This window comes from Niabella ginsenosidivorans, assembly GCF_001654455.1.
GTDB lineage: Bacteria > Bacteroidota > Bacteroidia > Chitinophagales > Chitinophagaceae > Niabella > Niabella ginsenosidivorans.
This window is the reverse complement of sequence record NZ_CP015772.1, coordinates 2768654-2790069: the sequence shown is the minus strand read 5'-3', so window position 1 is coordinate 2790069 and position 21416 is coordinate 2768654. Positions and strand designations below refer to the sequence as shown.

The window sequence follows — 21416 nt, the reverse complement described above, 5'->3', positions numbered from 1 at the left end:
TATTCAATGGAAGATCTTACAGACACAACAAATGAAATGCGGTTTCATACGCGGAAATGGGTAAAGCCGGAAGACCTGAACCCCAATCATTCCTTATTTGGCGGGCGCCTGTTGCAATGGATCGATGAAGAGGCGGCGTTATATGCCATCATACAGTTGGAGAATACACATGTGGTTACCAAATTCATTTCGGAGATCAACTTTATTGCATCTCCCAAACAGGGCGACATTATAGAGATCGGCATTGTGGCAACAAAATTCGGTACTACTTCCTTAACGCTCCGCTGTGAAGTGCGGAATAAGATGACGCATCAGCAGATCCTGACCATTGACCGGCTGGTATTCGTCAATTTAGATAAGGACGGCAATCCCAGGCCACATGGCAAAACTGCTATTACATTTGTGGCCGACCGTCTTTTGAAATAAAAAGTTCTCATCTTAATAATCTGCCTGCCGGTGAGGCAGGCATAAAAGAAAGCATACGAATGAAAAAAACGATTGTACTATTCACCTGTTTACTATTCCTGGGCGTTTCATACGGACAAAAGAAATTTTCAGGCAACCCGTTGTTCAGGGGCTGGTATGCAGACCCTGAAGCAACCATCTTTGATAAGACCTATTGGATCTATCCCACTTTTTCGGCTCCTTACGATCAGCAGGTGTTTATGGATGCGTTTTCATCTGCCGATCTTACGAACTGGGAAAAGCATCCCCGGGTCATTGATACCTCCGCCGTAAAATGGGCAAAACGGGCGCTGTGGGCGCCGGCTATTATAAAGAAGGATAGCCGCTACTTTTTATTCTTTGGTGCCAATGATATCCAGAACGACAATGAAACCGGTGGAATAGGTGTGGCAGTAGCCGATCAGCCCCAGGGCCCCTTTAAGGATTACCTGGGAAAACCTCTGGTTGACAAATTTCATAACGGGGCGCAGCCCATTGATCAGTTTGTTTTTCATGATAAGGACGGGAGCTACTATTTAATATATGGCGGCTGGCGGCATTGTAACATTGCAAAGCTGAATAATGATTTTACGGGATTTGTTCCCCTTGAAGAGGGTACAACGTTTAAAGAGATCACGCCGGAAGGTTATGTGGAGGGCCCTGTAATGTTTATCCGGAACAACCGGTATTATTTCATGTGGTCGGAGGGTGGCTGGACCGGCCCTGATTACTGCGTGGCTTATGCGGTTGCAGATGCACCCACAGGCCCTTTTAAACGGGTAGGAAAGATCCTGCAGCAGGACCCCAAAATTGCAACAGGCGCGGGCCATCATTCGGTCATTAAAATTCCGGGGAAAGATGAATGGTATATTGTGTATCATCGCCGCCCGCTTACAGAAAAAGACGGTAACTCCCGCGAAACCTGTATAGAGCGTATGTATTTTGACAAGGATGGAGCCATCAAACCCGTTGTACTGACCAATACCGGTGTTCCGGCCAGGGTGATCCCATAAAGACATGGCCCCTTTAATGATTGTTTGAGCCATCCCGCTGAATGTACAGTTCAGAACAGATTGCTTTTTCCTGCGTTTGTCAGCGATGCGGGAGCATTGGTACAGAATTCTGGCAGGCGATCATTTTATTTTCCACAGTGATGCTTTTTCACCGGCCGTAGAACTATTTCCTGCTTATTGATTTTCAGAAACTTGTTATCACTGATGAAGGCGCCGGAAGGGCAGAAAAAGCTCCCGCGGAATACACAGATCAGCGCAGGTTATTTTTTCTGTGTTTGTCAGCGATGTCTGCGGAAGCATTGATGCAAGAATCTGTCATCCTGCTTAAAATTGTTTTATAAATTAAGCAGGCAAAAACCGTTCATTTCTCTGTATATTACCTGGCTAATAATATGAGCATAATGAGGTATAAAGCGTTTATTTTTGATTTGAATGGCACCATTATTGACGACATGCCTTTTCACACCAGGGCCTGGCACAGGATCCTGAATGAAGAACTGGGTGCCCGTTTAACGGCCGAAGAAGTATCCAAAGAAATGTATGGAAAAAATGAGGAAGTGCTGGATCGTATTTTTGGCGCAGGGCGGTTTTCTGATGGTGAAAAAAAAGCCATTTCTGTTCGTAAAGAGCAACAATACCAGGCAGCGTTCCTGCCACATCTTCAATTGATCAACGGGCTTGATCCTTTTCTTGCAAAAGCTGATGAACGGGGCATTGCAATGGCTATCGGTACAGCTGCCATTCCGTTTAATGTGGATTTTGTGGTCGATCAGCTGTCCGTAAGGAAATACTTTAAAGCGATCATTACCGCAAACGATGTTACGCTGAGCAAGCCGCACCCTGAAACCTTTTTGAAATGTGCTGAAGCATTAGGAATACCACCTTCGGAGTGCCTTGTTTTTGAAGATGTTCCCAAGGGAGCAGCGGCTGCGCAGAACGCGGGAATGGATACGGTGATCGTCACTACCGGGCACCAGCCGGCAGCATTTACGCATCTTAACCGCATCCTTTTCTATATCCGGGATTTTACAGACCCGGTGCTGAATACATTGCTTGATTAAACTATGATGAAAAATAATTGTAAAAAGTACAATTATTATTGAATAAATCGTATATTTAACTTTTAAAACGATCGTCGTCCAATGAAGAAAGCGTATGTAATCGGGGTGGATTATGGAACAGATTCAGTTCGCTCCGTTATCGTAAATGCTTTAAACGGGCAGGAAATTGCCGCCTCCGTTTTTTATTACCCGAGATGGAAAAAGGGGCTGTACTGCGACCCTGCAAAAAAGCAGTTCCGCCAGCACCCGCTGGATTATATTGAAGGCCTGGAAGCTACAATAAAAGATTGTATTCAAAAAGCGGGCCCTGAAGTTGCCGCGCAGATCAGGAGCATTTCTGTGGATACCACCGGTTCTTCCCCCGTGGCAGTAGACAAAACCGGAACACCCCTGGCGTTGAACGATGCATTTAAGGACAACCCCAATGCCCTATTCATTTTATGGAAAGATCATACTTCCACAAAGGAGGCCATGGCCATCAACGAGCATGCAAAGAAATTTGATATCAACTACCTGCAATATGTGGGAGGGATTTATTCCAGCGAATGGTACTGGGCAAAATTGCTGCATATTTTTAAGACGGATGCTGCTGTAAGAGCGGCAGCAGCCAGCTGGGTGGAGCATGCAGACTGGATCCCGTTTTTGCTTACAGGCGGCAGTGATGTAAGCCGGCTGAAACGGGGCGTATGTACCGCAGGTCATAAGGCTTTATGGTCAGAAGCCTTTGGCGGGTTTCCTCCCAATGCGTTTTTTGCCACGCTTGATCCTGTTCTGGACGGCTTTGTTGATCACCTTCCGAAAGAAACCTTTGCAGCAGACGTACCGGCCGGAACGATCAGCGAGGCCTGGGCCGGGCGCCTGGGCCTGCCTTCAGATGTTCTGGTAGGCATTGGCGCTATGGATGCGCATATGGGGGCAGTGGGCGGACAAATTGAGCCCTACTATTTAAGTAAAGTAATGGGCACATCCACCTGCGATATGCTTGTGGTTCCAAAAGAAGATCTTACGGAAGGTAAAACCGTAAAAGGGATCTGCGGACAGGTGACGGGTTCTGTTATTCCCGCAATGATTGGCCTGGAAGCGGGGCAGAGCGCTTTTGGAGATGTATACGCATGGTTTAAGAACCTGTTGTCCTGGCCGCTGCAACTCATTAAAGGATCAGAAAAGATAGATGCCGCAGCTGCAGATGCTATGATTGAAGAGATAAGCGCTAAAATCATTCCTGCGCTGGCTGCTGAAGCAGCAAAATTGCCATTGCAGGAGCAGGATCTGTATGCCATCGATTGGCTAAACGGAAGACGAACACCGGATGCCAACCAGTTGCTGCATGGAGCCTTAACAGGCCTGGGGCTGGGAAGCGATGCGCCACAGATCTTTAAAGCCCTGGTGGAAGCAACCTGTTTTGGTGCTAAGGCGATCGTGGATCGTTTTGAGGAGGAAGGCATCCGTCTGAAAGGGCTGATCGGTGTGGGTGGTGTGGCAAAAAAATCACCCTATATTATGCAGGTAATGGCAGATGTAATGGGCATGCCGATCCGCATTCACAGATCGGAGCAGACCTGTGCCATCGGTGCTGCAATGTTTGCGGCAACGGTGGCCGGCATCTATCCCAGGGTGGAAGAGGCCATGCTGGCTATGGGCCAGGGCTTTGACCGGGAATATCTGCCGGATGCAGCGCGGCATGAACTATACAGGAAACGGATGAAGCAGTATAAAAAGATCGGGGCATTTTTAGAAAGTAATAATCTTTAGTCATGCAATTTGAAGAGATCCGGCAAAAGGCCTATGCGGCCAATATGCAGCTACCACAACTGGGGTTAGTGTTATTTACATTTGGTAACGCCAGCGAAGCAGACCGGGAAAAAGGCGTATTTGCCATTAAGCCAAGCGGCGTGGCTTATGAAGAACTGACCCCTGAAAAAATGGTAGTGGTCGATTTTGACGGCAATACGGTTGACGGTGTGCTGCGGCCGAGCTCAGATACAAAAACACATGCGGTATTATATAAGCACTGGAAGGCTATCGGGGGCATTGTGCACACGCATTCCACCTATGCAACGGCATGGGCACAGTCGCAAAAGGAAATCCCCATTTTGGGAACCACACATGCAGATTACAACATAGTGAATGTTCCCTGCGCTTTGCCGATGGATGATGAAATGATCAAAGGCGATTATGAAGCACAGACCGGTTTTCAGATCATTCATCATTTTAAACAACACGGATTGGATTATAACGAAGTTGAAATGATCCTTGTAGGCAATCATGCTCCGTTTACCTGGGGTAAAAATGCATCCCGTGCGGTGCACAACAGTGCTGTATTGGAGCAGGTGGCCAAAATGGCTTACATCACTTTACAGATCAATCCTCAGGCCCCTCAGTTAAAAAAAGCTTTAATAGAAAAACACTATCAGCGCAAGCATGGGCCCAACAGCTATTATGGGCAGTAAAAGGGATCAATAAACAGTAATTAAAATATCATGAGCAATCAGGCGCAATCGGAATTGTGGTTTGTTACAGGCAGCCAGCATCTTTACGGAGCTGCTACTTTAGAAGAGGTAGCCGCACATTCGCAGGAAATGGTCAATTACATGAATGCTTCATCAAAGATACCTGTAAAGATCATCTGGAAAGAAACGGTAAAGACCCCGGAAGAGATTTACGCAACCTTAGCAGAAGCCAATTACAATAAGCGCTGTGTTGGCATTATAGCGTGGATGCATACTTTTTCGCCGGCCAAAATGTGGATCAATGGTCTGAAGATCCTGTATAAGCCACTGCTGCAGTTTCACACACAGTTTAACAGGGACATTCCCTGGAGCAGCATTGATATGGATTTTATGAATACCAATCAATCGGCCCATGGTGACAGGGAGTTTGGCTTTATGCTGACCAGGATGCAGAAACAGCGTAAGGTGATTGTGGGACATTGGAAAGAAGGAACTGTTTTAGAGCGTATTGCTGCCTGGAGCCGTGCTGCCATTGGATGGAACGACTGGCAGGGAGCAAAGTTTGTGCGTTTTGGTGATAATATGCGTTATGTGGCCGTTACTGATGGCGATAAAGTAGAAGCGGAATTAAAACTGGGCTATAGTGTAAATACACATGGTATCGGGGATCTCGTAGCCGTGATTAACCAGGTATCCGATGCAGAAGTAGACCGGTTAATACAGGAATATCTTGATGCCTATGCCGTAGCCGCGGAATTAAAACTGGGCGGGGAAAAACATCAGTCGCTGAGAGATGCGGCGCGTATTGAATTAGGCATGACCAGGTTCCTGGAACAGGGAGGCTTTAAAGGTTTCTCAGATACTTTTGAGGACCTGCATGGTATGAAGCAATTACCGGGCATTGCCACACAGCGGCTGATGCAAAAGGGGTATGGCTTTGCCGGGGAGGGCGACTGGAAAACGGCGGCATTGGTGAGGGCCATGAAATCAATGGCTGAAGGATTAGAGGGAGGCAACTCATTTATGGAAGACTATACCTATCATTTTGATCCGCAGGATGCAATGGTATTAGGCTCTCATATGCTGGAGATCTGTCCGAGCATTGCAATGAAAAAGCCCGCATGCGAGATACATCCATTGGGCATCGGCGGTAAGGAAGACCCGGTACGACTGGTGTTCAACGTGGCTTCCGGTAATGCCTTAAATGCATCTCTTATGGACATGGGCAACCGGTTCCGGCTGCTGGTTAATGAAGTAGAAGCTGTTGCGCCTATGCATGAGCTGCCCAGGCTCCCTGTTGCAAGGGTACTGTGGAAGCCTTATCCTGATATGAATACCGGTTGTGCGGCATGGATACTGGCAGGAGGCGCGCATCATACCTGTTATTCCCAGAACCTTACGGCAGAGCACCTGGAAGACTTTGCTGGTATGGCGGGTATAGAGTTTACCCTGATCAATAAGAATACGAATCTGTATCAATTTAAAAATGAATTACGCTGGAGCGATGTTTATTACCAGCTGAACAGGAGCTGAGAACAGGTTTTTTTGTATATAAATTTTTGTTCATATCAATAATTGCTTCATATGAAAGAAAATCTGGCATGGCAGGACATTCTGGTGTTTTTTATCTATTTTGTTGTGGTAGCCTCCTATGGCTATTGGGTATACAGCAAAAAGAAAAAAGCATCTGTATCGGCCTCACATGATTATTTTCTTGCCGAGGGGTCCCTTACCTGGTGGGCCATAGGGGCTTCCCTCATCGCTTCCAATATTTCTGCCGAACAGTTCATCGGTATGAGCGGGGAAGGGTTCTTTGTAGGAGTGGCCGTAGCCGCTTATGAATGGATCGCCGCTGTAGCGCTGATCATCGTTGCCGTTTGGTTCATACCGGTATATCTTAAGAATAAGATCTATACCATGCCCCAGTTCTTAAACCGGCGCTATAACCCAACCGTTTCGCTGATCATGGCAGTGTTCTGGCTGCTGCTGTACATTTTTGTAAACCTTACCTCCATTCTGTACCTGGGCTCGGTAGCCATTGATGCGCTGCTTGGCGGTGGTTACCTGCATATTATCATGATCGTTCTGCTGCTAATGGCGCTGGTCATCACATTAGGCGGTATGAAGGTGATCGGCTTTACAGATGTAATACAGGTAGGCGTTTTAATATTGGGTGGCCTTGCCACCGTGTATATGGCCCTGCAGATCGTGGATGTCCGCATCAACGGGGCCGCAAGCGGCAATGCCATTACAGGCTTTAAAACGCTGATGGCGCAGGCGCCCGAACATTTTAAGCTGATGTTGAGCAAACCCGCTGTTACCACCACAACCATCGATCATCCCCGGAATCTGGATGTGCAGAAATATGTAGTGCTGCCCGGCATTGCTATGTATTTTGCAGGGCAATGGATCGTGAACCTGAATTATTGGGGATGTAACCAGTATATCACTCAGAGGGCGCTGGGCGCCGATATGCAGACCGCGCGCACAGGAATCTTATTTGCAGGGTTCCTGAAGTTGCTGATGCCGATCATCGTAATGCTTCCCGGTATTGCCGCTTATGTATTGTATAAGAACAATCATTTGCCGGGATTCAGCGGGGTAAAAGATGGTGCTTACTCTGCTATCCTTGGATTTTTACCTTCAGGATTAAAAGGGCTGGCAATTGCTGCATTAACAGCCGCTATAGTGGCGTCACTGGCTGGAAAGGTAAACAGCATTGCCACGATCTGGACACTGGATGTGCATAAAAAGTACCTCAATAAATCGTTAACGGAAATTCAAACGGTACGTATCGGCAGATGGGCGGTTATTCTTGCCATGCTGATCGCTTTGCTGTTTACCTGGACCGATGTGCTGGGCATTGGAGGCGAAGGAGGATTTACTTTTATTCAGAAATACACCGGCTTTATCAGCCCCGGGGTATTTGCCATGTTCCTGCTGGGAATGTTCTGGAAACGGACCACGGGAACGGCGGCTTTGGTAGGCGTGATCCTTGGTTTCGTGCTGGCCATCTTCTTTAATAATTATGCGGTAGATCTTTTTGGAAAAGAAACCTGGTTGTACACGGCATTCACTTATCAGAAAATGGAAGGAGGGGTGCTGCATACGATTACCGAGATCCCGTTCCTTATCAATATGGGATGGTCATTCTTTTTTACGGTACTGGTCATGATCGCTGTCAGCCTGGCTGGTCCAAAGGAAAATCCCAACGCATTTGAGATTGACCGGTCCATGTTCCGGTTACAGCCGCAGACAATCGTCCTTATTGTGATTACTTTAATGATACTGGCGGCATTGTACGTCCGCTTCTGGTAGCTTTATCTGGAATTTAACAGGCTTTTTATTTTCTGAACCCGATCTTCACTGCAATGAAAAGATCATTAATACTTGCTATAAGCTCTTGAACTTTTTATAGTATTTATTTTTTGCGATGCTTTCCCGTTGTAAAATGAATTACCTTTAAAGGTATAATTCAAAAGAATGAGCGAAAAGCATATTGTAAAGATCTTATCTACGGATACTATAACCCATGATGTGAAAAGATTTGAGGTAGAAAAGCCGCAGGGTTACGGGTTTATTCCCGGACAGGCAACAGAAATAAGTATTCATAAAGCCGGCTGGCAGGATAAACGGAACCCATTTACATTTACTTCATTAAATGAATGGGACCACTTAGAATTTACGATAAAGATATATGATAACCAGGATGGTGTAACACATCAGCTGGGTTTATTACAACCGGGAGATGAATTGATTTTACATGATGTTTGGGGCGCCATCCAATACAAAGGAGCGGGCTGCTTTATAGCCGGCGGAGCGGGTGTTACACCGTTTATTGCCATTTTCAGACAATTGCATAAAGAGGGCTTAACCGGGAATAATAAATTATTCTTTTCCAATAAGACCGTAGCAGATATTATCCTGAAGGATGAGTTTACAAAAATGTTAGGACAGAATTTTATCAATACAATTACGCAGGAAAATGCGCCGGGCTATGATCATCGCCGGATTGACGAAGCCTATTTAAAAGACATGATCCGCGATTTCGATCAGCACTTTTATATCTGTGGCCCTGATCTTATGGTACAAACGGTTCAGCAGGCATTGAAAAATCTCGGCAGCCCGGAATCTGTAATTACCGTAGAAATATAATGACTGCATGGTCAGCCGGAAATTGTCAGGTGGAACATGGTGGGCTCTATCGCAGTTACACTATGTTCAACATCTTTATGCAACGTTATCATGGCTTCTTCCAGTAATGAGGTCGTTGGGTCATTCGTAGCGAAACGGATATGCCCCTCAAGTACCTGTGCGCTAATGATGCCTTTTGCTTTGTGCTTTTGCATAACAGTATCTTTGTGCAATGCAATCAATACCCCGCTCATGCCCTGGGTTTTAAAAACGGTTATGGCATCCCGGTCTCTTGCCTTCTATGTTTTTTCATCTTTGAGCTGGCAGTAAATTCTTTCAGATCTATCTTTACCAGTGGCGCATCCAGCAGTCTTTTGCCTTCAGGGCGCCCGTTTTGAAAATAGCGAACCGTCTTTTGAGCATTCAGATCTATGGGCTGCTATAGACTTTTCCTGATAGCCGTATCAACAGTTATGACTTCCTCGGATTCTTGTTTCAATTTAATTGTAAATGCAGGGAGGGTTTCTCTTTCTTGTGCGGGGACAATTACACAGCCGGGCAAAACAGGGCACTTTGCGGTCGAATATTGAAATGTATTTCGCCCTCATTCCTAAGCTCATTTTCCCGGGGAAATAAAAACTTCGTTTTTATATTTTGAAAAAGAATATATTAGCTGACATTTTTAACACATAAATAATTGGAAGAGCATATGAAAACGACGGATTACCTTGTTTTTTTCATCTATTTTATTGTTGTAGCCTCGTACGGGTATTGGGTTTACCGTCGGAAAAATAAAGAAAGCGTTTCTGCTTCTCATGATTATTTCCTGGCGGAAGGTTCACTAACCTGGTGGGCCATTGGCGCCTCCCTGATTGCTTCTAATATCTCTGCAGAGCAAATGATCGGGATGAGCGGCTCCGGTTTTAAGCTGGGGTTAGCGATTGCTACCTATGAGTGGATGGCTGCTGCCACACTGATAATCGTGGCCGTGTTCTTTATGCCGGTATATCTGAAAAATAAGATCTTTACAATGCCGCAATTTCTCAGCCAGCGTTATAATGAAAAGGTGGCCATTATTATGGCGGTCTTCTGGCTTGTTCTGTATATTGTGGTGAACCTTATGTCCATCCTGTATCTGGGAGCATTGGCCATTAGTGGTATCTCCGGTATAGATCTGCACATCTGTATTTTAGCGCTGGCCATTTTTGCAATTATCATTACGCTGGGTGGGATGAAGGTGATTGGGTTTACAGATGTCGTTCAGGTCTTTTTCCTGGTATTAGGAGGGCTGGTAGCCACTTATATTGCATTGAACCTGATCTCCGGCGGAAAAGGTATTGGTGCCGGCTTTGGCATTCTGCAATCAAAAGCACCTGAGCATTTTCATATGATCTTCAGAAAGGACAACCCCAACTATATAGACCTGCCGGGCCTCAGCGTTTTAATTGGCGGAATGTGGATCACCAACCTCAGCTATTGGGGGTGTAACCAGTATATTACCCAGCGTGCGTTGGGCGCTTCCTTGCCTGTTGCCCGCAAAGGGTTATTATTTGCCGGATTTTTAAAAATGTTGATGCCGGTTATTGTAGTGCTTCCCGGTATTGCGGTGTATTATATTGTAAAAGAAAACCTTGGCGGCATTACTGGCAATCAGTTGCTCACAGCTACCGGTGTTCAGGATCCTAATAAGGCTTATCCTGCATTAATAAGCCTGCTGCCTGCGGGGCTGAAGGGGCTGTCCTTTGCCGCGCTTACTGCGGCCATCGTTGCCTCACTTGCCGGCAAGGCAAACAGCATTGCCACCATCTTTTCGTTGGATATTTATAAAAAAGTGTTCAATAAAAGTGCTTCCGATAAGCACCTGGTAGGCGTGGGAAAAACAACCGTTGTGGTTTCCATGCTACTGGCAGTATTGCTTTCATTGGTTATAGGAGATGCGTTAATGGGCGAGGGCAAACAGGGATTCCAGTACATTCAGGAATATACCGGTTTTGTATCTCCCGGTATTTTTGCCATGTTCATATTCGGCTTTTTCTGGAAGAAAACAACATCCAATGCTGCCTTGTTTGCTACTATCGGCGGGTTCATTGTATCCGTGATATTGAAATTCCTGCCTCAGATGGTCGATCTGTCGCCTCTTTATTCTATCGGCTGGGCAGTACAAAACTCCGGCGGGGTATACGAAATACCTTTCCTGGATCGTATGGCCATCGTATTTGTGGTGTGCACAATCGGCATGTATTTCATCAGTATTTCCGACCGGAAAAGAGGTATTATAGCCAAAGGCCTGGAAGTAGACGCCGCTATGTTTAAAACATCAACAGGCTTTACGATCGGGGCGTTGATTATCGTAGCATTGCTGGCAGCTCTTTATACGGTGTACTGGTAACTGATCCTGTTAATGGTTTTACTAAAAGCGGGGCAGCCCGCTTTTGCGTTTTAGGATGGATCTGTATGAAAAAATAGCATATGATGAAATGAAGCGCTGGCAACTGAAGATGCAGCGGCCGCCGGGTATTTTGAACCGTGTTTCAAAAGGCACGCAGGATAAGATCAATGCGCTCATTCCTGAAAAGATACACCAGGCAATAACAGTGGTCGTAAAACAAATGATCCGGGGAGTTTTGTTTGGTGCAAGGTATACAACAGGCAAACCGTTAAAAGATGTGCCTCTTATTATAAGGGAGCAAAAAGTAAAAGAGCGGATTGAGCTCTACAGGAATACGGCAGCTATAGAAGGAGGCATTACCGGTGCGGGAGGATTGCTGCTGGGTTTGGCCGATTTTCCGCTGCTGCTGGCTTTAAAACTGAAATTGCTTTATGAAATAGCTTCCATTTATGGCTTTGACCTGAAGGATTATAAGGAAAGGGTATATCTGCTGCGTATTTTTGAGCTGGCTTTTTCTGGCGCCCAGCACCGGAACACTATTTACAGGAAAATTGCAGACTGGGAGGTAAATTCACGGTCAATGCCGGAGCGCGCGGATGATTTTGACTGGCGGAAATTCCAGCAGGAGTACCGCGATTACCTGGATCTGGCTAAAATGGCGCAGCTGTTGCCTGTGATCGGTGCGCCTGTTGGGCTGATCGCCAATTACAGCCTGGTAAAGAAACTGGGAAAAACAGCTATGAACGCTTACCGGATGCGGCTTCTGGGGCATCCTGACGATTTGATGAAATAACCGGAATGTATGCCATGGTTTTATAACTTCATTTTAACGGGGGCAATGCCATGAATGATTTTATTTTGAAACATGAAAAAAAGCGCAGGACGATGGTTCCCCAAAAGGATCAGCATTATTGGTTGTATTTTAGGGAGCACTATTTTTTTTATTGCTCCGAAGAACCTGTTTGCACAGGATGAAAAAGCCGGTGGTCTCTTGCCGGATTCAACAGATAAAAAGGCCCGTAAGATCAGGCAGCCGGATATAACGGCCGCACTTCCGGTAGATACAGCGGAGTATGAGCAAAGAATGCAACAACTGGCCAATGGGGACGCATCGGGGCGATGGCCTGTAAAAACCGGTCTTCCATTGCCGGGCGCTGTATTCCCGTTTTACAGGGTGGTGGCTTACTATGGCAATCTTTTTTCAAAAACAATGGGTATCCTTGGCGAACTTCCCAAAGAAAAAATGATCCAAAAGCTGAAAGAGGAGGTGCAGAAGTGGGAACAGGCAGATTCCGCAACGCCTGTGCTGCCTGCCTTACATTATATTGCCGTTACGGCACAGGGGAGCGCAGGCACTGATGGTAAATACCGGCTGCGCATGCCTTTCCGGCAGATTGATACCATTATAAAATGGGCAAACGAGATCAATGCGCTGACCTTTATTGATGTGCAGGTAGGGCAGAGCACTTTACAGGCAGAAATTCCCCGGTTTAAGAAGTATTTAAAATTACCCACATTTCATTTGGGTATTGATCCGGAATTTTCAATGAAGAACGGGGATACGCCGGGCAGCGTTATCGGCTCCCTGGATGCCGCTGATATCAACTATGTGATCGATTATCTGGCCGATATTGTCCGTGAAAATGACCTGCCACCCAAAATACTGGTCATTCACCGGTTTACGAATGATATGGTAAAGGATTATAAGAACATTAAAACCGTTCCGGAAGTACAGGTGGTGATCGATATGGATGGCTGGGGGTCAAAATCGCTGAAAACAAATTCCTATAGGGCGTTTATTTATAAGCAGCCGGTACAGTTTGCAGGCTTTAAGCTGTTTTACAAAAATGATACAAAAAAAGGAGGTACAATGCTTACACCTCCGGAATTGTTAAAGCTGAAACCGCAGCCTGTATATATTCAATACCAGTAATCGCCGGCTGTTGATAGCTATTGTTTATTTCAATTCATAGGCCACCACGCTGTAATTATTAAAAGTGGGTATGTAAAGTGTTTTTGTGGCGGCCTCATAAAAGAGATCAGCAGTGTTCATGCGCCCCTGCACATCCAGCAGTTTATCAAACTGCCCGTTAGCGTGAACGTAGTAGATAATGCCCGGCCAGCAGGTAACCAGGAAATCACCATTGCCGGCAGGTTCCAGGCCATCACCTCCCTGCTCAAAGCCTGAAGCGACGATGGTTTTACGCTTGTTCCTGTCCAGTTTCCAGAGTTCTTTACCGGCTAAAACATATAGATCGGTTCCTATTGCCTTTAGCCCGTTTGCGTTGGTTGCACTATCGAGGTATAATTCCGGCTGGTCATTGATGATCCTGTAGATCTTGTGCTTGCGGGTATCAGAAACATATATCACTCCTTTGCTGTCTATGGTAATATCATTAAGGAAAACGGCATCAGGAACCGGAATTTTTTTGATCACCTTGCCTTCTTTGGTATCAATGACCACTACATCAGTAAGATCCGCAACGTATAACCGTTTTTTATACAGTCCCAGCCCTTTAGGCGCATTTAGGCCGGTAACCCAGTTAAGATCCTTTACAGCACCATTTTTGGTGATGATGCCCACCCCTCCTTTGCCATCTTTTTCATTGCCATTGCCATCAATAAGAGAAACGTATAATTCGTTTTTATTGGCAACCGGCACTACTGATTCCGGAACAGGAATGGAGTCTGTGGTCGTCCATTTCTGCACAATGGTATGCTGCCCGAAACCGGTAATGGTAAAGGCCGGCAGGGCAAGCAGGAGAATCCATTTTCTTATTTTCATATATAACAGCATTATTGTTAAATATAAGCTTTTTTTTTAAAATACGATTACCGGCTATGGCCTGTTTTTTTGCCGGTTAAATAAGCTGCCTATATCTTTCCCCAGTCCCTGCAGATCCACTGTCGGGTTTAGAAAGGTGTTGTCTTTTATATAAAAGTCATCAGCCTCTTCCGGTTTGGGTTGTATCGGATAAACAAGGAGGAAATTGTTGGCCCTGAAGTATTTATCCAGGTAGGCGAACATTTTATCCATATGCTGATTATACGAGCGGTGCTCAGGCCTGCTCAGTACAAAAGTAATGAGGTCATTGCGGGTTATTTCTCTGGACAGGATCAGGATATCCTCCCAATAAAGAAATTCTTCGAGGCTATAGTCGATCGGGTTCTTTTCGTTAAGATTGTTGAGCAGGGGGGCAATATTGAGGGGCGCAAAAAATTTGATACCTCCGCCGCAGTGCTTGGCAAGGCTCCAGATATTAGTGAGCCAATAGGAAAAGCCCGCTTCCTTTTCGGCATTCCTGGGTATGACCACAATATTCTTTTTTATGGTTGACAGGGGCTGCACAGGATTATATACATAAGTGGTGATCCTTTCATTTTCCAGGATCCCTTTCATAAAATCCCTGTTCTTTGCCGAGCTGTAGGGTTTGGTACTGAACCCCAGTATCAGGTCTGTTATTTTGTTTGCTTTAAGCTCTCCTGTAATACCATTCACAATATCATCATCATACCGGATAATATCGTTTACTTTTATATCTGCCGCCGCACCTGTCTGAACGGCCAGCTCCAGTATTTTTTTTCCTGTTTTGTCTGACTCATCGGGCGCGTCCTGCTTGTTAATAATGTTCAATGCATAGAGCTGGTCCTCCTTATACCCGGGCCTGATGCTAAGCGCCAGTTGAACCAATTGCTCTGTTTTTTCTAACGAATTGGTAGCTATAAGGATCTTTTCCTCATCTTCGCTGTTGTTGTCAGTATCCTCTTTTTTCACATCCATTTCAGCAGCGATTTTTTCACCGCTCTTTTGCGCTACCAATGAAGCAATGGTACAGGTAACCAGAATGACCAGGATGGAGCCGTTGAGCACGGCTTCGTTAAGAAGGCGTACCGGCTCTCCATCGGGTGTTTCAGAAATAATAATATTATACCCCACCATAACTGCTGCCAGCGTTGCGGCTGCCTGTGCAAGGCTTAAGGAAAAGATAATGCTCCTTTGATTTTTTGTCAGCTTAAAAGTTCCGGAGGTTGCCCATGCCGCCAGATATTTTGCAAGAATCACACCCAGCGTTAATACTGCGGCTACTTTAATGGTTTCCGTTCCTTTTACAAAAGCCCTGAAATCGATCAGCATGCCCACACTGATCAGGAAGAATGGGATGAATAAGGCATTGCCTACAAACTCCACCCGGTTCATCAGTGGTGATGTAGACGGTATCAGCCGGTTCAGCGCCAAACCGGCAAGAAAAGCACCTATGATGCCTTCCACGCCTGCAAGCTCTGCTAACACTGCGCTGAGATAGACCATTACCAGCACAAATATGAACTGCGAAATCTTATCGGGCACTTTCTTAAAGAACCACCGGCCAATGATCGGGAACACGAGCAATACGATCAACCCAAATGCCAGGATAGACAGGGTTAACCGCAGCCAGAAAGCGGTATTGACGGCACCTTTGGTCATTCCTACAATTACGGCTAAAACCAGTAAGGCCAGCGTATCGGTAATCATGGTACCGCCAACCGTAATATTTACGGCTTTATCTTTTGCAATGCCTAATTTGCTAACAATAGGATAGGCAAGCAGCGTATGGGATGAAATTAAGCTGCCTAATAAAATGGAGGTCATCCAGTCAAAATGGAGCAGGTAATAGCTGCCCAGTGTGCCCAGTATCATCGGGATGCAAAAGGTGTACATACCAAATGTGATACTTTTCCATTTGTTTTTCTTAAACTCAATAAGATCAATTTCCAGGCCGGCAAGGAACATGATATAAAGCAGGCCGGTAGTGCCCGAAACCACAATGCTGCTGTCCCTGTCCAGCACGCCAAACCCGTTCGGGCCCATCAGCGCACCGGCAATGATCAGTCCGATAAGATGCGGGATCTTTAGTTTGTTCAGAAGAATAGGTGCCAGTAATACCACGAGTATTACGATCAGATACTTCAGGATCGGATCGGTAATAGGCAGCGTAATGTCCGTAATATTTAATAACATAGTACAGCCTGATATAGGATTAACGGGTTTTCAGTTTATCAAGATCTGCCTTAAAGGAGGTATTGCACCCGTCTGGCTGCGTAATGATGCGCTGTCCATTCATTTTATTCTGATTGTCTATATTTAGCTCTACTTTCATAATAGTGGCGGTTTGTGCCGTTTCCGGCGTGGCTAATTTCAACTGGGTTCCTGTAAATTTCCCTGTGTAAACACGGATCAGCTTTTCCCCCTGAAGGGCCCTTATGGTAACGTTATTATCTACACCCGCAATCTGCCAGGTTTCTTTCCGGATATCGCCCACGGCAAAGCCGGTGCAGTTGGTTTGTGTGCAGACCATATTTACATTCCAGCTACCTGCAAGGGAATCGGGCAGCGGAAATGTCTGCTCTGCCTGGGAAAGGTTGGCTGAATCAATTTTTTCAAAATTCTTTTTCAGGCTGTCTTCCAGAAGTTTCAACTGCTTTTCTTTAATCATGACCAATTGCTCACGGGCGATCAATGCCTGCTCCCGCTGGTCTAACTGCTTCTTTCTTTCATCAAACCCGCACCCATACTGGGCCAGCAATGCAAGGATTATTATTGATATCAAACATAATTTCATTATAACGGGGTTTTGGTGTATTGCTGCTAAGATAGAAAAATAGAAGGGAACCGGCAAGTATGGCAGGTATCGGAGGAATTAATCCATTACGGTCAGAATTATTTTTTTCCCTGATTTTGTATCTTTAATCATTACTACCGATGATGCGGTTCCCGTTTTTTTTATACCTGTTATTGGCAATGACCATGTTGAATGGATTAGCATCGGCAAACGCGCAGGGTTTTGATGCTGCCCTGGAAAAGCTTGTAGCGAGACAATATGCTTCGGCGGCAGCGCCCGGCGCTGCGGTATTTGTTCTGCAGGGTAAAGATCGTTTTGTAAAAGGCTATGGTCTGGCCGATCTTACGAAGAGGCTCCCCGTTACACCACAAACCCAGTTCCGGCTGGCATCTGTAAGCAAGCAGTTTACCGCAAGGAGTATTTATGAGCTGATCAGGAGCGGGAAGCTTCAGTATACTACCGCATTGGGCACGCTTTTTAATGATCTGCCAAAAGCCGTTCGGGCCATTACTGTCCGGCAACTGCTGCAACATTGCTCCGGTATCCTGGATTATGAAAATTTAATTCCTGCTGATCAGCATGCACAACTGTCGGATGAGGACGTGCTGCGGCTGATCCAGACAAAAGATTCGGTTTACTTTCAGCCGGGGTCCAAGTTCCGCTACAGTAATACGGGGTATTGTTTACTGGCATTGATTGTACAAAAGCTGGGCGGGATGCGGTATGAAGATTTTGTAAAGCAACAGGTCTTTGATCCGTTAGCGCTCAACGAAGCGCTTGTTGCACACCCGGGGGTGTTCATCCCGCATCGCGCTTATGGCTATCACCCGGAAGGGAATGGGTTCCGGTTTGCGGACCAGAGCCTTACCAGCGCTACAAAAGGGGATGGAGGCGTGTATATGTCTGTAGAAGCCTATGCGCGCTGGGCCCGGGTGCTTATAGAATCGGCAACTGACTCTAACGGTTATTTTAACACGATTATCAAAGATCCTTTTCCTGTAAAGGATGGTATTGGTTATAACCTGGGCTGGTTTATTTGCACGGAAGCAGACGGAAGCACCGCTGTTTTTCACTCTGGTGAAAGTACAGGCTTCCACAATATTGTTTATATCAATCCCCATAAAAATACAATGGTGATCATCTTTTCGAACCGGGATGATTTTAAGATCGCTGCCCTTTTCCAGGATATTACAGCTCAGGTGGGCATAGGCCCGAAAGCATTGGCCATTGCACATACACCGCTCTTTAACTGGCTGAACAGCCTGTATGCAGAGCAGTAGAGAGAACCATCTCACAGACACCGCCGAAGGGTTTAAATGATCAGTCTGTTTTGCGCATTCAGCGGGAGCTATTTAATTTAGCGTTTTGTCTGTCGTGCTATGATAGAGACCCTGGCCTGCGAACCTGGGCAATATGAATCATCCCGCAGATGAGCGCAGAAAAGGTTAAAGCATCAGCGTATTCTGCGCATGCTGCAGGAGCTATTAGATCAGTCTTTACTGCCCCTGTGCCAGGCTGTATGCTTTTTTCCCGTCCCATTCATTCAGCAATTCCAGCGAGCAGATCTTAAAATCGCCGCTCATGCTTACATACAGGCCAATGACATCCTGCTGGTTCAACGGCAGGTCATCGATGCTTTCAAAACGAACATTGTATTGATTCACAAGATCGGTATATACGGATCCCGTAGGCCATACCTGTGTGCCGCGGTTACTGACGTTTACGATCCTGAACTTTACACCGGCGTGGCGCTGTGATTTCTGAGCAATGACCTCAGGCAGTTCTGAGCTTTCAATAAACAGATCCACGCCCACAATTTTTTCCTGGCTGGTTTCTTTTGATTCCAGCATGATATTTTTTTCCTGGTGCAGTACCGTGCAGGAGCTGGCGACGTCGGCCAGTTCCGGCTTTGCATTCAGCTGTGGTTTTTTGCCGATATTCGCGATAATGGTATTGGCAAATTCCGTTGTGTTGACCGGCGGAACAGATGTATTCCCAAAATCACCCGTGTGCACCCCCTGCTCCAGGGTATACAATAAGGCATTTTCAATCTGTGCGGCTTTTTCCAGAAGACCCAGGTGGCGCAGCATTGTAATGCCGCTCAGCAGTAAGGCCGTTGGGTTGGCAATATTCTTACCCGCAATATCCGGTGCTGTGCCATGTACGGCTTCAAAGATGCAGATGTGATCGCCAATATTTGCGGATGGAGCAAAGCCCAGTCCGCCCACTAAACCGGCGCAAAGATCAGATACGATATCGCCCTGCAGGTTGGTAAGCACCACCACATCAAAATTATTGGGCTGTACCACCAGCTTCATGCACAGGTCATCAACAATAACATCATCGGCTTTCAGTGCAGGATATTCTTTGGCCACTTCATAAAAGCATTCCAGGAACAGGCCGTCGGTTATTTTCATGATGTTTGCCTTATGGCCACAGGTGATCCTGCGGGCATTTTTCTGCCGGGCCATTTCAAAAGCATAACGGATCACCTGCATGCTGCCCGGGCGCGTAATAAAGCGGCGGCTTAAGGCCACATCATGCGTCAGCATGTGCTCAATGCCGCCATAAGTGTCTTCAATATTTTCGCGCACAATAGTAATATCAATGGGAATGCCCGCTTTGCTGAAAACGGTGTCCACCCCGTGCAATGTCTGGAAAACCCTTTTATTGGCATAGGTGTTCCAGGTTTTTCTTGCCGTTACATTAATACTTTTTACTCCTTTTCCCTTTGGCGTTTCCATAGGGCCTTTGAACAGGATGCCCAGCTCTTCAATGCTCTTTTTGGCTTCATCCGTCATGCCGTTGTTAAAGCCTTTGTCAAATACCCATTTGCCCATTTCCACATACGCGTATTCTAAAGGCACAGCTGCGGCTTTAAAAATATTGATAACTGCATCCATAATTTCAGGACCGATCCCATCACCTTTTGCTACTGCAATTTTCATGAAAAATGCTATTTAATGTATACTTGTTTTGCTTTTGAAATAAGACATATGCCTAAATACTACTGGGTTTCAGATAATAATAGTTTGTTATCTGAAAAAGTTAAACAGGTAATTCCGTTTTACGGGCTCAATAAAGTGGCAAAGGTACAAAAAATACCCGGCCGCAATAAATGGAAACGCGATTAAAAAATACTATATTTACCAAAAATCCCATCCATGAGCAGCTTAATTTCAGCCGGTATACATGTAAGCGTTGAGGTATTTTATCAGCCGGAATACAGCAATGCTTTGCAATCTGAATTTATGTTTGCCTATCGCATTACTCTGGAAAATTATAATGCCTTTTCGGTAAAACTATTGCGCAGGAGCTGGTATATTTTTGACAGCAACGGAAGCTACAGACAGGTAGAAGGGGAAGGTGTTGTAGGCGTTCAGCCGGTGCTGGCGCCCGGTGAAACCTATCAGTATATGAGCGGGTGCAACCTGCGCTCGGAAATGGGAAAAATGAAAGGCTCTTATGAAATGGAAAACCAGGATTCGCATCAACTGTTCTCTGTTGAAATTCCTGAATTTGAAATGCTGGCCCCTTCAAAATTGAATTGATTACCGGAGGGATTTTTTTTTAACTATTTTTTGCTAAAAATATTAGTATTTAAATGCTAAAATTATTAGCTTTGTGCAAAACTGTTTTTATGCAAAGCGTGGATCTTATAAAAGCGGTGGCCGTTGCTGAATATCTTTTACTCCTGGAACCTCACGAGGATCTCTCTAACCGTATTGTTCAGGAAAAACATTTGTTTTATGAAAAATACAAAGCGGCGGAGGCTATACGGGGCAAGCCGCACATTACACTGGTGCATTACAGGCACTATGAAGAGGCGGAAGAGCGCATCCGTCAAAAGCTGCGCATCAGGGCAAAGGAGTGGTCGCCTTTTTGTGTGGAGCTGATGAATTACGGAAGTTTTCCGGCGCATACTATTTATATCAATATAGCATCACGGCTGAGTATTCAGCACCTGGTAAAAAGTATCCGCACCGATGCACAGGCCCTTATGAAACTGGATAAGGACAATAAGCCCCATTTTATCCTGGAGCCACACATTACCATAGCCCGCAGGTTAAAACCCTGGCAGTATGAAAGTGGCTGGCTGGAATACAGTAATAAAAGCTTCAGCGGAAAATTTATAGCCGGTCACATGACCTTGCTGAAAAGAGCAGGCCAGGAATTACCTTATAAAATGGTAGAGCGGTTTCAGTTCCGGGGCATGCCGGTATTGCCCAGACAGGGCCAGATGTTTTAGTTCATAGTCCATGATTCATGGTGAATAATGATGGTCAATAGTCAATAGTTTCTGAAAGCTGATAGCTCAATTCTCA

General features: G+C 45.8%; 20 protein-coding genes. 15 read left to right on the top strand and 5 right to left on the bottom strand.

Translation table 11 applies throughout. The annotated features are described in order from the left end of the window. Positions 1–6: 6 nt before the first annotated feature. The 8 genes from A8C56_RS11580 (at position 7) to A8C56_RS11545 (ending at position 9123) form a co-directional block, all read left to right on the top strand. Entirely contained in the window at positions 7–426 is a 420-nt protein-coding gene (locus tag A8C56_RS11580) for an acyl-CoA thioesterase (protein WP_245645869.1), read from the top strand. Between the two features lie 59 nt (positions 427–485). Next, a complete protein-coding gene (locus tag A8C56_RS11575; protein WP_067755998.1) occupies positions 486–1457 on the top strand; it encodes a glycoside hydrolase family 43 protein in 972 nt (323 codons plus the stop codon). Positions 1458–1858: 401 nt separating this feature from the next. Beyond that, the gene (locus A8C56_RS11570; protein WP_067761937.1) at positions 1859–2518 is read left to right on the top strand and encodes an HAD family hydrolase; all 660 of its coding nucleotides are present in this window, start codon (positions 1859–1861) and stop codon (positions 2516–2518) included. An 81-nt stretch (positions 2519–2599) separates the two neighbouring features. Beyond that, a complete protein-coding gene (locus tag A8C56_RS11565; protein WP_067755996.1) occupies positions 2600–4270 on the top strand; it encodes a ribulokinase in 1671 nt (556 codons plus the stop codon). A 2-nt stretch (positions 4271–4272) separates the two neighbouring features. After that, positions 4273–4968 carry an L-ribulose-5-phosphate 4-epimerase gene (locus A8C56_RS11560; RefSeq protein ID WP_067755993.1) on the top strand — a complete coding sequence of 232 codons (696 nt, stop codon included), beginning with the start codon at positions 4273–4275 and terminating at the stop codon, positions 4966–4968. 30 nt (positions 4969–4998) lie between these two features. Continuing rightward, positions 4999–6501 (top strand): L-arabinose isomerase, encoded by a 1503-nt coding sequence (gene araA, locus A8C56_RS11555; RefSeq protein WP_067755990.1) that lies wholly within the window; start codon positions 4999–5001, stop codon positions 6499–6501. Positions 6502–6552: 51 nt separating this feature from the next. Beyond that, positions 6553–8286, top strand: a complete 1734-nt coding sequence (locus A8C56_RS11550) for a sodium:solute symporter family transporter (protein ID WP_067761935.1) — start codon at positions 6553–6555, stop codon at positions 8284–8286. Between the two features lie 165 nt (positions 8287–8451). After that, positions 8452–9123 carry an FAD-binding oxidoreductase gene (locus A8C56_RS11545; RefSeq protein WP_067755988.1) on the top strand — a complete coding sequence of 224 codons (672 nt, stop codon included), beginning with the start codon at positions 8452–8454 and terminating at the stop codon, positions 9121–9123. A gap of 11 nt (positions 9124–9134) precedes the next feature. Here the strand turns inward: A8C56_RS11545 and A8C56_RS11540 are convergent, their stop codons facing one another. Further along, positions 9135–9356 (bottom strand): cupin domain-containing protein, encoded by a 222-nt coding sequence (locus tag A8C56_RS11540; RefSeq protein WP_067755986.1) that lies wholly within the window; start codon positions 9354–9356, stop codon positions 9135–9137. 455 nt (positions 9357–9811) lie between these two features. On the opposite strand from A8C56_RS11540, the gene A8C56_RS11535 reads away from it, so the two are divergent. From A8C56_RS11535 to A8C56_RS11525, 3 genes are all read left to right on the top strand, one after another. Next, positions 9812–11491, top strand: a complete 1680-nt coding sequence (locus A8C56_RS11535) for a sodium:solute symporter family transporter (RefSeq protein ID WP_067755983.1) — start codon at positions 9812–9814, stop codon at positions 11489–11491. An 88-nt stretch (positions 11492–11579) separates the two neighbouring features. After that, positions 11580–12284 (top strand): EcsC family protein, encoded by a 705-nt coding sequence (locus A8C56_RS11530; protein ID WP_245645867.1) that lies wholly within the window; start codon positions 11580–11582, stop codon positions 12282–12284. Between the two features lie 72 nt (positions 12285–12356). After that, positions 12357–13424, top strand: coding sequence for a hypothetical protein (locus tag A8C56_RS11525; RefSeq protein ID WP_071609336.1), 1068 nt, complete (start codon positions 12357–12359; stop codon positions 13422–13424). A 24-nt stretch (positions 13425–13448) separates the two neighbouring features. Here the strand turns inward: A8C56_RS11525 and A8C56_RS11520 are convergent, their stop codons facing one another. The 3 genes from A8C56_RS11520 to A8C56_RS11510 are packed head-to-tail and all read right to left on the bottom strand — an operon-like array spanning position 13449 to position 17079. Further along, positions 13449–14276, bottom strand: coding sequence for an SMP-30/gluconolactonase/LRE family protein (locus A8C56_RS11520; protein ID WP_245645866.1), 828 nt, complete (start codon positions 14274–14276; stop codon positions 13449–13451). A gap of 54 nt (positions 14277–14330) precedes the next feature. Then, a complete protein-coding gene (locus tag A8C56_RS11515; protein ID WP_067755978.1) occupies positions 14331–16490 on the bottom strand; it encodes a cation:proton antiporter in 2160 nt (719 codons plus the stop codon). A 19-nt stretch (positions 16491–16509) separates the two neighbouring features. Beyond that, positions 16510–17079, bottom strand: a complete 570-nt coding sequence (locus A8C56_RS11510) for a hypothetical protein (RefSeq protein ID WP_157097953.1) — start codon at positions 17077–17079, stop codon at positions 16510–16512. A 152-nt stretch (positions 17080–17231) separates the two neighbouring features. Here A8C56_RS11510 and A8C56_RS11505 point away from each other — a divergent pair, with 152 nt between their 5' ends. Further along, on the top strand, positions 17232–18371 hold the full coding sequence (locus A8C56_RS11505; protein WP_084490170.1) for a serine hydrolase domain-containing protein: 1140 nt from the start codon (positions 17232–17234) through the stop codon (positions 18369–18371). 216 nt (positions 18372–18587) lie between these two features. On the opposite strand, the gene A8C56_RS11500 is transcribed toward A8C56_RS11505, so the two are convergent. Next, positions 18588–20039 carry an NADP-dependent isocitrate dehydrogenase gene (locus tag A8C56_RS11500; protein WP_067755971.1) on the bottom strand — a complete coding sequence of 484 codons (1452 nt, stop codon included), beginning with the start codon at positions 20037–20039 and terminating at the stop codon, positions 18588–18590. 48 nt (positions 20040–20087) lie between these two features. Between A8C56_RS11500 and A8C56_RS24465 the strand changes: the two genes are divergently transcribed. Genes A8C56_RS24465 through A8C56_RS11490 form a run of 3 tightly spaced genes read left to right on the top strand, consistent with a single transcriptional unit; the run spans position 20088 to position 21340 of the window. Continuing rightward, positions 20088–20225: a hypothetical protein gene (locus A8C56_RS24465; RefSeq protein WP_157097952.1), complete on the top strand. Its 138-nt coding sequence runs from the start codon at positions 20088–20090 to the stop codon at positions 20223–20225. Between the two features lie 30 nt (positions 20226–20255). Next, positions 20256–20642 (top strand): Co2+/Mg2+ efflux protein ApaG, encoded by a 387-nt coding sequence (gene apaG / locus A8C56_RS11495; RefSeq protein WP_067755968.1) that lies wholly within the window; start codon positions 20256–20258, stop codon positions 20640–20642. A gap of 53 nt (positions 20643–20695) precedes the next feature. Further along, positions 20696–21340, top strand: a complete 645-nt coding sequence (locus A8C56_RS11490) for a 2'-5' RNA ligase family protein (protein ID WP_245645864.1) — start codon at positions 20696–20698, stop codon at positions 21338–21340. The last annotated feature ends 76 nt before the right edge of the window (positions 21341–21416 follow it).